Genomic DNA, 15,586 nt, shown 5'->3' with positions numbered 1-15,586 from the left:
CCTCTAGCCTGTCATTGCCGCGCCTACTTGGCAATCGTATGGCGCCTTGAGAGGCTCACTCAACGGGCAGCGTGGCATGTGCCTTGAGCGTCGTCTGCCAGTCAGCCGCTGGTGCCGGACGACCGAACAGATAGCCCTGGAAGAACTCGCAACCGAGTGTGATAAGGCGTTGGCGTTGCGAGTCGTTCTCCACGCCTTCGGCGATGACTCTGAGCCCCATGCTGTGCCCCAGGGCAATGATGGTGCGCACGATGGCGGCATCATCGTCACTGTGTTCCAACTCACGGACGAACGACATGTCGATTTTCAACTGGTCGAGGGGCAGACGCTTGAGGTAGGTCAGGGAAGCGTATCCGGTGCCGAAGTCATCAAGCGAGAAGCGTATTCCCGTCCTGCGCAGTGCGCCCATATGGGCCACCGTCGTCTCGACATTGTCGATCAGCAGGTTTTCCGTAATTTCCAGTTCGAGGCGAGAAGGAACTACTGCGTAGCTGTCGAGGAGACCTATCAGGTGTGTGACGAATTCAGGGTGGCGAAACTGCGATGGGCTGACATTGACGGCTAGTATCAGGTCGCGGTGGCTGGGGTGGGTCGACCATTCAGCGAGTCGTTGGCAGGCTGCCTCGAGTACCCACTCGCCCAGCGGTATGATCAGTCCGCTAGCTTCGGCAATGGGAATGAACTCAGCGGGTGGGATCATGCCACGCTCGGGGTGAGGCCAACGCAGCAGCGCCTCCATGCCGATGCAGTACCCCTCGGCATCCACCTGTGGTTGCAGATGCAGGGCGAGTTGGGATGTCTCGATGGCGTGGCGAAGGTCTTGCTCCGATTGCACGCGATGATTGATTTCGGCCTGCATGGTCGGGTTGTAGAAGCGCAGCGCGGCGCGACCGCAGGCCTTGGCATCGTAGAGGGCGATTTCCGCGATTTTCATCAGCTGTTGGGCATCGCCGTCGCTCTCCGAGAGCATCACGGCTCCGACGCTGGCAGCGCTTAGGAGGGGCTTGCCGCGGTATTCGAAGGCGGTGTTGAACTGGGCAATAACCTCCTTGCCCAGCAGGTGTAGCTGGCGAACGGCGACATCGCGCTGCGTTGAGATGTTCTCATACAACACGATGAACTCATCTCCGCCCAGGCGTGCCAAGGTCTGGCTGTCGTCGAGCAGCGTCGACAGTCGCATAGTCACCTGCTCGAGCAACCAGTCTCCGGCAGCATGGCCTAGTGTCTCGTTGGTCGACTTGAAGTGATCCAGATCCAGCATCAGCACACCGCCTTCCTGGCCGGTGTGATGCTGCGCTGCGATGGCATGTTGGAGCAGTTCCAGCAAGCGGCGGCGGTTGGGCAGGCCCGTTAACGGGTCGTAGTAGGCCAGACGGTGGTTTTCCTGCTGGATCTGGCGGTAGGCGGTGATATCGGTGGCTATGCCGCACAGCTCCCGAATAGTGCCGTCGGCATCCTTGAGTGGCAGTTTCAGCGAGAGGAAGGTGCGCACGGGGCCGCCCTCGATCAGGCTGTTGGACTCCTCCGCGGCAATCCGCTCGCCGTCCTCCACCACTCGGCGGTCGTTCTTCTCCAGCGTGGCGGCGGTGGTGGCATCGAAAAAGTCGCTGTCGCGCTTGCCGAGGATTGCCCTGGCGGGTTGCCCGAAAAGGGTGCACACCTGACGGTTGACGTAGGTGTAACGGAGGTCTCGATTCTTGATGAAAATACAGGCTTCGACGCTGTCCAGGATGGTAGACAGGCGTTCCTCGCTGGCCTTTAGCTGGTTGGTGCGCTGTTCGACCCGGCGTCGCAGCAGGGTATTGAAGGCCAACGCTGTGCCCAGCATCGCTAGCAGCCCGGCAATGCTCCACCAGATCCATGCTGGTATGCCATAGGCCATTTCTTGCTGACCTTGCCAGCGTCGCAAAACGGCAAAGTAGGGTGACTGACTATCATTCTTCCACGCTTGCAGGTGGCGATCTATCGCCGCCAGGGTGTCGGTATGGCGTCCTTGACTACTGGCGAAGTAGAGGCGCGAGGGCAGGAACATGATCGGCGTTTCAATCAGGCCTGCAGGCTGCGCATAGCGATCACCAAAGAAGTGATTGGCGACTGCGACATCGGCACGGCCTTCTTTAACACTGGTGAAGCTCTCATTGAAGCTGTCGGTACCGACCCAGGTCACATCGATACCGAAGCCTTCAGCGAGTTGATCGAGATACTCCTGCTGAATGGAGCCCTCGACGACGGCTAGCCGCCTGCCATCCAGGTCGAGCAGTGAACGCAGTGTTGGCCCCTCGCCTCGATAGAGCTGTGACCAGCTGTGTAGCGCGGGCGTGTGGTGAAAATCAAAACGCGCTTCACGACCTTTGCTCCAGGCCACATCCGGCAACAAGTCAATTTCTCCGGCATCGAGCAAGGCCAAGCAGCGCTGCCAGTGACACTCAACGCTGTCGAGTTGCCACCCTTCTGCATTAGCGATTAGCTGCAACAGATCGCCGAGTATGCCACCGGGTTGGCCATCGGCTTCCTGCAACAGCTTGGGAGGGTTGTGATAGACACCGATACGTAGCGTATCTGCCGCATGCAACGGGGTGAGACAAGCGGCACTAGCCGCCAGCATCAGGCCAAAGAAGAATGCGTCTCGCCGGAAATGGAACACGCGCAAGGCAGACGTCCTTCTTCGGGATGAGGTAATAGTTTAATTGATAGCAGAAAAGTCATACTGCCGCCCGCGAAGCGCTCGATGATGGATCCACGTTAGCGGTTATCCTTCCAATGCCAGACGTCGCGCAGCAATCACGATGCCGTTGTTGTCGGCATACAGCCATTGCCCCGGCACGATGCTGGCGCCAGCGACGTGCAGGCGCTGATCGCGCTGCCCACCGCCGGTGGCTGAGCCGCGGCGCGGGTGAACGCCCAGCGCCTGGACGCCGAACTCCATCTCGGCCAGCACGTCGACGTCGCGCACGCAGCCGTGAATCACCACCCCCACCCAGCCGTTTTCCAGGGCCTGCTCGGCGAGGCGGTCGCCGAGCAGCGCACAGCGCTGCGAACCGCCGGCGTCGACCACCAGCACGGCGCCGTCGCCGGGCTCGGCGAGCATCGTCATCAGCAGGGCGTTGTCCTCGAAGCAGGCGAGGGTGCGCACCGGGCCGCAGAACGTCTCACGGCCGCCATAGTTGACGAAGACGGGATCCAGCACCTGTACCTCGGGGTGGGCGTCGCAGATATCAGGGGTGACGATATGGCTCATGCACATGCTCCTGCTGGCCGAGTCGAAGGTGATGTGTCGAGTAGTGTCAGGCCGTAACGGTTAGGTTATCTATAGGCGCAGGGATGGCTTCCTGCAAAAAAACGCCCCGCATGAGCGGGGCGTTTCGGTCATCGGCTATGGCGATCACTGCCAGGCAGCGTGCCATCGATGTTGCGAGCATCGGCGACGATAGGTGTGATGCGGTCGATCAGGCTTCCTGGGCGACCGGAATCACATTCGAGGCAGCCTTCTGGTACTGCTCGATTTCATGGAAGTTCATGTAACGATAGATCTCTGATGCCATCGCGTCGAACTGTCCCATGTAACGCTGGTATTCTTCCACGCTTGGCAGGCGTCCTTCAACCGCTGCAACTGCCGCCAGCTCGGCGGAGGCGAGATAGACGTTGGCACCATCGCCCAAGCGGTTGGGGAAGTTGCGCGTCGACGTGGAGACCACGGTGGACTTGGCCGCTACCCGCGCCTGGTTGCCCATGCACAGCGAGCAGCCCGGCATTTCCATGCGCGCGCCGGCGCGGCCGTAGATGCCGTAGTAGCCCTCTTCGGTGAGCTGGTGCTGATCCATCTTGGTCGGCGGGGCCAGCCACAGCTTGGTCTTGAGGCTGCCGGCCGGCTGCTGCTCGAGCAGCTTGCCAGCGGCGCGGAAGTGGCCGATGTTGGTCATGCACGAGCCGATGAAGACCTCGTCGATGGTCTCGCCGGCGACGTCGGAGAGCAGGCGGGCATCGTCGGGATCGTTGGGTGCGCAGAGGATCGGCTCCTTGATCTCTTCGAGATCGATCTCGATCACTTCGGCGTACTCGGCGTCGGCATCGGCACGCATCAGGCTGGGGTTGGCCAGCCATTCTTCCATGGCCTGGATGCGGCGACGGATGGTGCGCTCTTCACCATAGCCACTGTCGATCATCCACTTGAGCAGGGTGATGTTGGACTTCAGGTACTCGGCGACGCTGTCTTCGGACAGGGTGATGGTGCAGCCGGCGGCGGAGCGCTCGGCGGAGGCGTCGGAGAGCTCGAAGGCCTGCTCGACGGTGAGGTCGTCGAGGCCTTCGATCTCCAGTACGCGGCCCGAGAAGGCGTTCTTCTTGCCGGACTTCTCGACCGTCAGCAGGCCATGCTTGATCCCGTAGTAGGGGATGGCATGCACCAGGTCACGCAGGGTGACGCCGGGCTGACGCTTGCCCTTGAAGCGCACCAGGATAGACTCCGGCATGTCCAGCGGCATCACGCCGGTGGCGGCGGCGAAGGCCACCAGGCCGGAGCCCGCCGGGAACGAGATGCCCATCGGGAAGCGCGTGTGGGAGTCGCCGCCGGTGCCCACGGTGTCGGGCAGCAGCATGCGGTTCAGCCAGCTGTGGATGATGCCGTCGCCGGGGCGCAGCGAGACGCCGCCGCGGTTCATGATGAAGTCGGGCAGGGTGTGCTGGGTCTCGACGTCGACCGGCTTGGGGTAGGCGCTGGTGTGGCAGAACGACTGCATCACCAGGTCGGCCTGGAAGCCCAGGCAGGCCAGATCCTTGAGCTCGTCGCGGGTCATCGGCCCGGTGGTGTCCTGGGAGCCGACGGTGGTCATCTTCGGCTCGCAGTACATGCCCGGGCGTACGCCGTCCATGCCACACGCCTTGCCGACCATCTTCTGAGCCAGGGTGAAGCCCTTGCCGGTGTCGACCGGCTGCTCCGGCGTCTTGAACACCTCGGAGGCGCCCAGGCCCAGCTCATTGCGCGCCTTCTCGGTCAGGCCACGGCCGATGATCAGCGGAATGCGGCCACCGGCGCGCACTTCATCGAGAATCACACGGGTCTTGAGTTCGAAGGTCGAGAGCACCTCGTCGCTGCCGTGCTTGCAGACCTTGCCCTGGTAGGGGTAGACGTCGATGACGTCGCCCATCTCGAGCTTGGTGACGTCGAACTCGATGGGCAGGGCGCCGGCATCTTCCATGGTGTTGAAGAAGATCGGCGCGATCTTGCCGCCGAAGCAGTAGCCGGCGGTGCGCTTGTTGGGCACGTAGGGAATATCGTTACCGAAGAACCACAGCACCGAGTTGGTGGCGGATTTGCGCGAGGAGCCGGTGCCGACCACGTCGCCGACGTAGGCGACCGGGTAGCCCTTGGCCTTGACCGCCTCGATCTGCGCCAGCGGCCCCTTGCTGCCGGGCACTTCCGGCTCGATGCCGTCGCGCGGGTTCTTGAGCATGGCGTTGGCATGCAGCGGAATGTCGGGACGCGACCAGGCGTCCTGGGCCGGGGAGAGGTCGTCGGTGTTGGTCTCGCCGGGTACCTTGAACACCGTCAGGGTGACCTTCTCCTCGAGCTTGGGCTTGGCCAGGAACCATTCGGCGTCGGCCCACGACTGCAGCACGTCCTTGGCCACGGCGTTGCCGTTCTTGGCGCGTTCGGCAACGTCGTGGAAGGCATCGAACATCAGCAGGGTGTGCTTGAGCTGCTCGCCGGCTTCGCGGGCCAGCTCGTCGTTGTCGAGCAGTTCGACCAGGGTGGCGATGTTGTAGCCGCCCTGCATGGTGCCGAGCAGCTTGACGGCATGAATCTTGTCGATCAGCGGTGAGCTGGCCTCGCCCTTGGTGATGGCGCTGAGGAACGCGGCCTTGACGTAGGCGGCCTCATCGACCCCCGGCGGCACGCGGTCGGTGATCAGCTCGAGCAGGAACTCTTCCTCGCCCGCCGGCGGCGTCTTGAGCAGCTCGACAAGCGCTGCGACCTGCTCGGCGTTAAGGGGTTTCGGCGGAATGCCCTCGGCGGCACGTTCCTCGACATGTTGGCGATAAGCTTCAAGCACGATAGGGCCCTCATCAAGTGTCTAAGCCAGGACGCTGCCCGGTCGCCGAGTGCGGATGTCCCGCTGACGGCACCGTTTCACGTCGTCCCGGTTCTCGCGGTAACCATGTGAATGGGTGCTGCGGACTATACGTGAAACTGTCGACAATGTTAAGGAAGCGCAGCGTGGTGGGCCTTCAACTTTGGTCGGCGCGGCGCTCGACGAGGTAGGCGGCGACGATATCGAGGATGCCCCGGGCGTCTCGACGCGGTACCATCGACGCCGTGAATTCGTCTGATGGATGGAGTGGGGAGGCGCATGAGCCGACGGATCGTGTCGCCCTGCGTGGGCTTGTGTTCGACCACCGTGGGAGATACCACCTGCCGTGGCTGCCAGCGCCACGATCGCGAGATTCGTGACTGGCTGGGCTACCACGGCAGTGAGCGCGAGGCGCGCATGCAGGCGCTGGACGCGCTGCGCGTGGCGGTGGCCGAGCGCTACCTGGAGATCACCGATACTGCCCTGCTCGAAGCCCAACTGGTGCGCTATCGGGTGCGCTTCCGGCCCGAGCAGCCGGCGCTGTCGCGCGCCATCGAGCTGCTGCGGGTAGGACGCCAGCGCATCAACGACCTGACGCGCTATGGCCTGGCGCCGCGGGCCGAGGTCGCGGCGCTGACGCCGGCCGAGCTCTACGCCGCCATGCACCGGGCGCTTGAAGCTGCCGCTCAGGCACGCAGCGACGCCGAGCCCTGACCTTCATTGTCTACATTCAATCGGTCCTTAACGATGCAAGAGAACCCCATCATGCAAGACGCCCCGGAGGCACTGCTGCCCGAGTCGCTCACGCACTTTCTGCGCTGCCCCACGCCCGATGCCTGGATCGCCGCGGCACTCGAACATCAGGACCTGCTGCTGATCGACCACGCCCAGTGCGAGAAGAAGGCCGCCTCGACGGCGATGAGCCTGATGTACCGCTACGTCGATCGACCGCTGCTGCTGACCAAGATGTCGCAGTTGGCTCGCGAGGAGCTGCTGCACTTCGAGCAGGTGATCAAGGTCATGGAGACCCGCGGCGTGACCTACCGTCATCTCAGCGCTTCGCGCTACGCCGAGGGATTGCGCCGCCATGTGCGGACTGAAGATCCGGCGCGGCTGGTCGATATCCTGATTATCGGCGCCTATATCGAAGCGCGCAGCTGTGAGCGCTTCGCGCGGTTGATTCCGCACCTCGACGCTGAACTTGCCAAGTTCTATCGCAGTCTGGTTAAGTCGGAAGGGCGCCACTTCGAGGACTACCTGATGCTGGCGCGCCGCTACGCCGAAGAGGGCGGCGATGCCGAGGTCGAGGCGCGCATCGTCTTCTTCGCCGAGTGCGAAGCCGACTTGATCAACCGTGAGGACAGCGAGTTTCGCTTCCACAGCGGCTTGCCGTGCGCCGCATGAGCCGTCCAGGCAGGGCAGCGGCATACTGAGCAGATAATAACGCAGGAACCATCATCATGCGGGAATCACCTGTCAACGAGCAGTTAGCGCTATTCGGTCACTTTTCTCTGATGCTCGGCGAGGACAGCCTTTCCCAGTTCAGCTACGACAAGGTCAAGGCCCTGCTGGTCTATCTGCTGCTGCATCGCCAGCCGGTCAACCGTTCGACCCTGGCCGAGCTGCTGTGGCCCGACCAGGGGCTGTCCTCGGGGCGTACCAACCTGCGCCACGCGCTGCACTGCCTGCGCCAGTCGCTGGGCGACCAGGCCGAGCGGGTGCTGGTGGTGTCGCGCCAGACCATCGCCTTCAAGCTGCCCGACGAGTGGGGGTTCGACCTCTACGAACTGCAGGAGATGCTCGACGCGCCGGCCGATATCGCCAACCTCGAAACGATCCTCGATATCTACCGCGGCGACCTGGTCGAGGAACTCCAGCTGTCGGCCTGCGCCGAGTTCCAGCGCTGGCTGCTGCGGGTGCGCAACGAGTGGCGTCAGCGGGTCATCGCCTACGCCGAGACGGTGCTCGACGCCCACGACGAGGTGCCCGAGCACGTGCTGCGCGCCCTGGTCAGCCGCTTCTCCGGCTACGGCCCGTTCCATGAGCGGCTGGTACGTCAGCTTGCCGAACAGGGCCAGTCGGCGGCCGCCCATGAACAGTACAACGCCTACCTGCAGCTGCTGGCGCTCTCCGGTCAGCAGCCCGAGCCGAACTTCCTGCAGCTGGCTCGCCACTGGTCCGACGGCAAGGCCGACATGCAGCGGCTCTCGCCCCAGGGGGCGTTTTCACGCGCACTGGCCGCCGACAGCTCACCGCTACGCGACGATGAGATCGAGCAGCGCCAGCTGTCGGTGATGGCTATCCGACTGCGCCTCAAGGGCGAGTGGCAGGACCGCTCCGAGACCCGCGCCTGCCTGACGCTGCAGATCGAATTGATGCGCTGGCTCGAGCAGCAGTGTCACCACCTGGGGGGCTTCTGGTTGCCGGGCGCCACCGGTGGCCTGGGCCTGGCCTGCTTTGGTACCCACGGTCCGGCGCACCAGCTGGCCGAGCTGGTGGCGCTCTACGAACACTGCCGGCGCGCGCTGCCTGATGAGAGCGCGCGGCACTGGCACGGCGACGGCGCGACGCCGTCCTTCGAACTGGCCGCGGGTCTCAACAGTGGGCGAGTGGTTTACCTGCCCGAGCGCCAGCTGGTCGATCCGCTCGGCCAGGTCACCCAGGTCTCGCTGGAGCTGATGAGCGCCGCGGAAGGCAGCGAGCTGGTGATCTCCCAGGAGTCGAGCCAGCACATGCCGCCGGCCCTCGACCTGCAGCCGCGGCTGTCGTCGCGGCTGCTGGCCAGCGACGGCAAGATTCGCCTGCGAGCGCTGGTGCTGGGCGCCAACGAGGGCGGCCGCGAGGCGTTGCCGCCGAGCCTGATCGGTCGCGAGTCGGCGCTGCGCAAGCTGCGCGACGCCCTGGCGCGGGCGGGTATCGGCCTGCGCCAGAGCGTACTGGTGCGCGGCGCCTCGGGCATGGGCAAGTCGGCGCTGCTGGTCGGCTTCCGCCAGGTCGAGCAGAGCCGCGATGCCGCCGTCTGCTGGCAGCCGACCACGCGGCTCTCGGTGCAGATGCCGTATGGCGTGGCGCGTCAGCTGCTCTACTGGCATCTGGGCGATGCCGTCGACAGCGAGGCGTTTGGTGCGCTGCTCGAGCAGCTGCCGGGCTTGACGCTGGACGACGGTAAGCGCCAGCTGCTCGAAGAGGCGCTCGGTGTTCGCGAGCCCGAGGAGCTCTCGGCGCTGACCCAGAGCGGTGAGGCGGTGGAGCTGGTGGTCAGCCTGATGCAGCGCCTGATCGAGCTGCTCACCCAGGAGCGGCCGCTGGTGATGATGATCGACGACCTGCAGTGGCTCGACGAGCCATCGTTCAAGGTGCTTTCCGGGCTGCAGGCGCGGCTGCCGATCAACTGCCCGCTGCTGATGGTGGCCAGCCACCACGGCCGCGAGCCGCTGCCGGCCAAGCTGCACTGGGACCAGCAGATCGCCCTCGGTCGCCTCGATGCGCTGCAGTCCTCGCGGCTGCTGTCGCAGCTGGCGCGTCGCTATCGGTTGCACCTCAGCCCGCGGCTGCGCAATCAGCTGATCGAGCGCTGCGACGGCGTGCCGCTCTACCTGCAGGAGATCTGCCGACGCCTCGACATGGACCGCCGCGAGGGGCGCAGCGTGCAGCTCGACGAGCTGCCCCGTGGCCTACTCGGCCTGCTCGCCAGCCGCATCGACCAGCTCGACGTCGACCGCGAGATCGCCCACGTGGCGGCGGTGCTGGGGCGTCAGTTCCGGCTCGACTTCCTGGTCGAGTGCAGCGGCTGGGAGCCGGCGCGCCTCAAGCAGGCGCTGGAGCAGATGTGTCGCCTCGAAGTCATCGAGGCCTGCGACAGCGGCAGTGAATTCGACTACCAGTTCAGCCATCAGCTGCTGCAGGAAGCGGCCTACCTGTCCTGCCCGCGGGACCTGCGCATGCGTATTCACCTGCAGGTGGTCAACCTCATCGAGGAGCGCTTCCCGATGTGGATCAGCCGCCATCCCGGCGACTTTGCCACTCACCTGCGGCGCAGCGGCCACTATGCCCGCGGCGCGCGCTACTTCGAGCTGGCGGCCCGCGAGGCGCTCAAGGTCAGCGCCAACCGCACCGCGCTGAAAATGGCCGATTTCGGGCTCGCCAGCCTGCGCCATGTCAACGATCAGGCCGAGCGCGAGATCAGTCTGCTCACGGTGCGCGGCCAGGCGGCGTTCGCCCTCGAGGGGCACGGCTCACCGACGGCCCATGAAAGCTTCGTGCGTGCCCGCGAGCTGATGGCCTGCGACGGCAGCGAGCTGCTCGTCGATGAAGAGACGGACCTCGAACAGCGCTTTCTGGTCAAGTGGGGACTATGGGTGGGCTGCAGCCAGCGTCACGCCCATGCCGACGCCTTCTCGCTGGCCTCCCACCTCGCCGACCTGGCGGCGCGCCTCGACGACGTGCGCTACCAGCGTCTCGCCGACTACGCTCAGGCCACCTGCGAATACTGGGCCGGGCGCATTCGCCAGGCCTACGATCATCTCGAGGAGATCGACCCGCTCAATCAGGCGATGTTGATCGAGTGGCTGCCGTTCTCCGATCACCCCCAGGTTGCCGCCTCCTGCTATCAGGGGTGGGCGCTGTGCCTGCGCGGCGACTATCGCCGCGCCGAGCAGCAGGCCGAGGCCGCCATCCGCCTCGCCGAGCGGTTCAATCACCCCGGCTCGCTGGCCATGGCGCTGCTGTTCTCGGCGGCGGTCTATCGCCAGCTCGGCCACGTCCATCTGGCCGGGATGCGTGCCCAGCGCGCCTTCGAGATGACCGGCACTCCGGACCTGCACCTGTGGCAGGTGTCGTCGCAGAGCCTGATCGGCTGGCAGCGTGCCCTGGCCGGCGATGCCGATGGCCTGGTGATGCTGCAGGCGGGCATGGAGGAGTTCGACGAAGTGACCGGACGCGAGCGCTTTACGCGTCCGGTGCTGTGGTACGTGGATGCCTGCATGGCGCTGGGTGAGTACGCTCGAGCCGAGGATTACCTCGACCAGTGTCTGCTGGTGGCCCAGGAGCGCGGCTCGCTCTACCTGCCGGAGATCGCCACTCAGCTGGCGCGGGTGCGTCATCAGCTGGGCCACCCCCGCGAGGCGGTCCGGGTGCTGGCCGAGCAGGCCCTCGCCCAGGCCCGCGAACACGAGAACCTGCACCAGCAGCTGCATGCCCTGGAGCTGTGGCTGACGCTGATCGACCCGGCCGACGGCAAGGCGCGAGACGACTTCCGGCGGCTGCTCAGCGAGGTGTCACACAGCGACGCACCGGTGCTGGTGCGCTGGCGCAACCTGCTCGATCAGCGGGTCCCGGCGAGCGTCGAGAACGACTAGCTCGTCGAGAGCTCGAGTGCAGCGATGCGCGTCAGCGCCTCGCTGCGCTGCTCGCCGCACAGCTCGGCGTCGTAGTCGAAGGCCCGGCATACGGCCGGGCGCTGCGGGTCGCCGAACAGCCGGCACAGATTGTCATCATCGAGCTGCGCACAGCGCACCCCGGCGGGCTTGCCGAACGGCATGCCGGGAATCGGCGAGCTGATCGACGGGGCGATGCAGCAGGCGCCGCAGCCGGCCCGGCAGCCGTCCTGTTGCCCCTCGATCACGGCCCTGCCTCGGCGATGGCGCCTTTGTCGATCCCCTCGAAGGCCTTGACCTTGATGCGCTCACCGCACTCCCGGGCGATCCGCTCGGCGAGCCAGGTGGCGATGTGCTCCACCGTGGTCGGGGATGGCAGTACGGCGCAGCGCGCACGGGGCAGGCGCATCGCGAAGTTGCCCTGGGGCGCGCGGTAGCGGCAGTGCAGGGTGTCGCTGTCGTCGTCGCTGAACACGTCCTCGGCATCGACCAGGTAGCGATCGGCCAGCCAGGCGGCCCAACGGGCCTCCAGCCCCGCGTCGCGGTGGCCCTGTCGCCAGATCTCGAGGCGCGAGCGGTGGCCGTGGGCGATGCGCTGGCAGTTGCCGGCGTGGCGCTTGAGGCCGTGACTGTAGGTATAGGCGGCGCCGTCGATGGCTTCGTCGCGCAGCCCGAGGCGGATCGCCTCGACCCGCGGCGGCGGCCGTCGCATCAGCTCCTTGGCCAGGTGCTCACCGAGCCGCTCGGCGCTCACGGCCTGCCACGGCAGCAGGGTAAAGGCCTGGCGAGGACCGCGCACCTCCATGGGGTAGGGCAGCTGGGTGCGTATCGAGAGCCCCTCGCGGCACTCCTGAACGCTGATGCCCGGCGCGCGGCTCGGCACCAGCAGCGTATGGTCGGCGCCGGCGTCCAGCCGCGACTTGATCCACGGCTTGACCTCGCCGAAGTCGAACAGCATGCCGTCCTCGCCCAGCGTGCCGTCGAGTTCTACATCCACGTGCCAGCTGGCGCCGATCAGCCCGCGGCTGGGGCACCACAGCGAGACGTCCAACTGGGTCAAGCGATTCACGAATAGCGTCATGCGAACCCCGCGATCTTGTGGGTCTGCAGCGACAGTCGCCAGCGCGGGGTAGCCAGGCAGTACGCCAGCGTGGCCTCGAGGGTGGTGCCGTCGCCACCCTGTGGTGCCAGATCCATCGGCTGCAGATAGAAATGCTGGAAGTCGAGTTCAGCGAAGTGCTCCGGCGGCGCTTCTGCTTGCGGGTAGACCAGCTTGAGCTCGTCGCCGGCGGTGACCGCCAGCCGGCTGCTACCCTTGGGGCTGACGCACAGCCAGTCGATACCGGCGGGCGGCGGCAGGGTGCCGTTGGTCTCCACGGCAATCTCGAAGCCCCGCGCGTGCATGGCCTCGATCAGCGTGCCATCGAGCTGCAGCAGCGGCTCACCGCCGGTAAATACCACATAGGGCGTTGCCCCTTGGCTGGTAGCCGGCCACATGCCGAGCAGGTGGTCGGCGAGGGCGTCTGCGCTGCCGAAGCGGCCGCCGCCGTCACCGTCGGTGCCGATGAAGTCGGTGTCGCAGAACTGGCAAATGCTGCCGGCGCGGTCCTGTTCGCGGCCGCTCCACAGGTTGCAGCCGCTGAAGCGGCAGAACACGCTGGCGCGTCCGGCGCGGGCGCCTTCACCCTGCAGGGTATAGAACGCTTCCTTGACGTGGTACATCAGCGCGCTGCTCCACTGTCGGCGCGCGGCAAATAGCCGAGCGGGTCGCGGACGCCGTTGGCGGCGAAGGCCGCCAGCCGCTCGCGGCAGCTGCCGCAGGTGCCGCAGGCCAGCTCGCCGCCCAGGTAGCAGGTCCAGGTCTCGGCGTAGTCGAGGCCCATGGCCAGTCCGTCGGCGAGGATCTGGTCCTTGCCGCGGCGCAGGTAGGGGGCGACGATCTCCACCGCCTCGAAGTTGGCGATTGCCGCCACCGCGTTCATGCGCTCGACGAACTCGGGGCGGCAGTCGGGGTAGAGCACGTGGTCGCCGCCGTGGGCGCCGTAGTAGACCCTGGGGGCGCCGATATTGACCGCCTGGGCGATGGCCAGCGAGAGCAGGATCATGTTGCGGTTGGGCACCACGGTCGCTGCCAGGTTGTCGGCGTCGTAGTCGCCGCTGGGCATGTCGCGACTGGCATCGGTCAGCGCCGAGTTGTCGATCAGGCCGTGGATGGCACGAATGTCGATCACCTGATGCGCTACGCCGAGGCGCTGGCAAACGGCGCCGGCCACGTCGAGTTCGCGGGCATGCCGCTGGCCATAGTCGAATGACAGCGCGTGGACGGCATGGCCCTCGCGCAGCGCGCGGTGGAGAACGGTATAGGAGTCCATGCCGCCGGAGTAGATCACTACGGCGGGTCGAGTATCGGTTGTCATGGGAAAATCCCTGTCGGAGAATTTGTCCGGGGTCCGGTCCGGGTGCGGCGCCATTGTAGCCGCGCCGCTGGGGCCTGGCTATACGCCGGCCGTCCCGGTACTCTCGGAACAGCGTTGTCACCACAGCAAGGATCGTCATGGCCACCATCGAGCACAGTGCCATTCTGCCGGCCCCCCCGGAGCGGGTCTTCGCCCTGCTCGAGCGGGTGGAGGACTTCGCCGACTACTCCGACCTGATCGAAGCCATCGAAGCGCTGGGCGAGCAGCGCTATCGCTGGCACGTGCGAGCGGTCGGCATGGACTGGACCTTCGACGTCGAGATCACCGAGCGCCGGGCGCCGGAGCGGCTGGCGTGGGAGTCGCTGGACGGCGTGCGCAACCAGGGGTGCTACCGGCTGCGCCAGGTCGGCGACGGCACCGAGGTGTCGCTGACCATCGACTACCGTATCAACAACCGGCTCCTGGAGCGCGCCGTCAATCGCGCCGCCAAGCCGCTGGTCAGCAAGGTCAGCCGGCAGATTTTGGAGCGCGTCGAGGCGCGGCTCTAGGTCGCAGCGAGGCACTAAAAAAGCGCTGTTGCGGTGACGCGGCAGGGCTTATATTAGCGCTGTTGGAGCGCCTGCTCCGGTACCTGGAACCTGCCATCATGTGGAAGAGTTTGATGCTGTGCGTGTCGATCCTGGTCGTGCAGCTCGGCGTGCTGCACTACATCGATCAGCGAATTCAGCCGGGCAACCCGGCTTCATCGATGCTTACCCAGCAGGATGACGATACGCCCCCGCCGATGGGTTAACTGTTGCCGGCCTCGCTCGGGACTGATCCGCCGGCAGGCCTACGAGGGGGCGCTGTAAACCATCCCTGGGCGCTACCTGCGCCATCCATGGCGCAGAACCCCCTCTTCGACCTGCCGCCGGCGTCCCTCGCTAGCTCGCTAAATAGTTTGACGGTAGCGCGCATGATGTTTACGGCATTTCGTGGCACCATTGGGGCCTTTTGAATTGGCTGCAGAGGCTGGGAAGGCTCGATGCAAAGCGACACGAACGATGAGGTGCGCGAAGCGCGCGGCCACTGGCGTCTAGTAGCGATCGGCGCCTCGGTCCTGATGGCGGTACTGCTGTGGGTGTGGCAGTCGCCCGACTTGAGCGCTTTTCGCCATTGGGCCGATGAGGCCTCTCACCACCCCTTGACCATGTTGGCGGTGATGGCGGTGATGGCGGTGACTCTGGCCGTGGGGCTGCCGGGCAGTATTGGCCTGTGGCTGATCGCGCCTTTCCATCCGCCCTGGGTCGCTACCCCGATGCTGATCGTTGGCAGCGTTGGGGGCGCGCTCGGCGCCTACTGGCTGGCGGCCACTTTCCGGCAGCGCTACACCCCCAAGGGCCTGACGCGTCGCATCATGCGCGTCATGAGCCGGCGCAGCGATGCCCTGACCCAGTGCGCCTTCCGCGTATTGCCGGGCTTCCCGCATTCGGTGATCAACTACGCGGCGGGGCTGCTGCACCTGCCGCTGCGCACCTTCGTGATCGCCGCGGTGATCGGGCTGGGAGTCAAGTGGGCAGTCTACGCCAGTGCCATTCATGGCGCCTTGGCGGCAGTCGAAACCGGTGACGCCTTGAGCCTCGGCGTGGTGCTGCCGCTGGTGGCGCTGGCCGTGCTGCTGCTGCTGGGGGCCGGTGTAAGGCGGGCGGTGGAGCGCCGCCGCGAGGAGGAGGGGGAAGCCTGAGGG

The 15,586-nt window shown here is 65.8% G+C and carries 12 protein-coding genes; 5 read left to right on the top strand and 7 right to left on the bottom strand.

Annotated features, from left to right (window positions below; genetic code table 11):
- Positions 1-55: 55 nt before the first annotated feature.
- The 3 genes from BWR19_10370 to BWR19_10360 form a co-directional block, all read right to left on the bottom strand.
- Positions 56-2,605, bottom strand: a complete 2,550-nt coding sequence (locus tag BWR19_10370; protein APX94987.1) for a diguanylate cyclase — start codon at positions 2,603-2,605, stop codon at positions 56-58.
- A 144-nt stretch (positions 2,606-2,749) separates the two neighbouring features.
- Positions 2,750-3,238: a ribonuclease activity regulator protein RraA gene (locus BWR19_10365; GenBank protein APX93302.1), complete on the bottom strand. Its 489-nt coding sequence runs from the start codon at positions 3,236-3,238 to the stop codon at positions 2,750-2,752.
- 208 nt (positions 3,239-3,446) lie between these two features.
- A complete protein-coding gene (locus BWR19_10360; protein APX93301.1) occupies positions 3,447-6,050 on the bottom strand; it encodes a bifunctional aconitate hydratase 2/2-methylisocitrate dehydratase in 2,604 nt (867 codons plus the stop codon).
- 297 nt (positions 6,051-6,347) lie between these two features.
- Between BWR19_10360 and BWR19_10355 the strand changes: the two genes are divergently transcribed.
- The 3 genes from BWR19_10355 to BWR19_10345 are packed head-to-tail and all read left to right on the top strand — an operon-like array spanning position 6,348 to position 11,425.
- A complete protein-coding gene (locus BWR19_10355) occupies positions 6,348-6,782 on the top strand; it encodes a DUF1289 domain-containing protein (protein ID APX93300.1) in 435 nt (144 codons plus the stop codon).
- 33 nt (positions 6,783-6,815) lie between these two features.
- Positions 6,816-7,472: a tRNA-(ms[2]io[6]A)-hydroxylase gene (locus tag BWR19_10350; GenBank protein APX93299.1), complete on the top strand. Its 657-nt coding sequence runs from the start codon at positions 6,816-6,818 to the stop codon at positions 7,470-7,472.
- Between the two features lie 56 nt (positions 7,473-7,528).
- A complete protein-coding gene (locus tag BWR19_10345) occupies positions 7,529-11,425 on the top strand; it encodes an ATPase (GenBank protein APX93298.1) in 3,897 nt (1,298 codons plus the stop codon).
- Here BWR19_10345 and BWR19_10340 read toward each other — a convergent pair.
- The 4 genes from BWR19_10340 to BWR19_10325 are packed head-to-tail and all read right to left on the bottom strand — an operon-like array spanning position 11,422 to position 13,860.
- Positions 11,422-11,688 (bottom strand): zinc/iron-chelating domain-containing protein, encoded by a 267-nt coding sequence (locus tag BWR19_10340; GenBank protein APX94986.1) that lies wholly within the window; start codon positions 11,686-11,688, stop codon positions 11,422-11,424. The two genes, BWR19_10345 and BWR19_10340, sit on opposite strands and share 4 nt — an antisense overlap.
- Entirely contained in the window at positions 11,688-12,524 is an 837-nt protein-coding gene (locus tag BWR19_10335; GenBank protein ID APX93297.1) for a 6-pyruvoyl tetrahydropterin synthase-related protein, read from the bottom strand. Before BWR19_10335 ends, BWR19_10340 begins: the two co-directional genes overlap by 1 nt.
- Positions 12,521-13,165, bottom strand: coding sequence for a 7-carboxy-7-deazaguanine synthase (locus BWR19_10330; protein ID APX93296.1), 645 nt, complete (start codon positions 13,163-13,165; stop codon positions 12,521-12,523). The genes BWR19_10335 and BWR19_10330 overlap by 4 nt, the downstream gene beginning before the upstream one ends.
- On the bottom strand, positions 13,165-13,860 hold the full coding sequence (locus BWR19_10325; protein ID APX93295.1) for a 7-cyano-7-deazaguanine synthase QueC: 696 nt from the start codon (positions 13,858-13,860) through the stop codon (positions 13,165-13,167). The genes BWR19_10330 and BWR19_10325 overlap by 1 nt, the downstream gene beginning before the upstream one ends.
- 137 nt (positions 13,861-13,997) lie before the next feature.
- Between BWR19_10325 and BWR19_10320 the strand changes: the two genes are divergently transcribed.
- Both BWR19_10320 and BWR19_10315 read left to right on the top strand, forming a co-directional pair.
- Positions 13,998-14,408, top strand: a complete 411-nt coding sequence (locus tag BWR19_10320) for a cyclase (GenBank protein APX93294.1) — start codon at positions 13,998-14,000, stop codon at positions 14,406-14,408.
- A gap of 476 nt (positions 14,409-14,884) precedes the next feature.
- A complete protein-coding gene (locus BWR19_10315) occupies positions 14,885-15,583 on the top strand; it encodes a sulfurtransferase (protein ID APX93293.1) in 699 nt (232 codons plus the stop codon).
- The last annotated feature ends 3 nt before the right edge of the window (positions 15,584-15,586 follow it).

It is taken from the genome of Halomonas sp. 1513 (genome assembly GCA_001971685.1).
Classification (GTDB): Bacteria; Pseudomonadota; Gammaproteobacteria; order Pseudomonadales; family Halomonadaceae; genus Franzmannia.
This window is presented reverse-complemented; position numbering and strand designations above follow the sequence as displayed.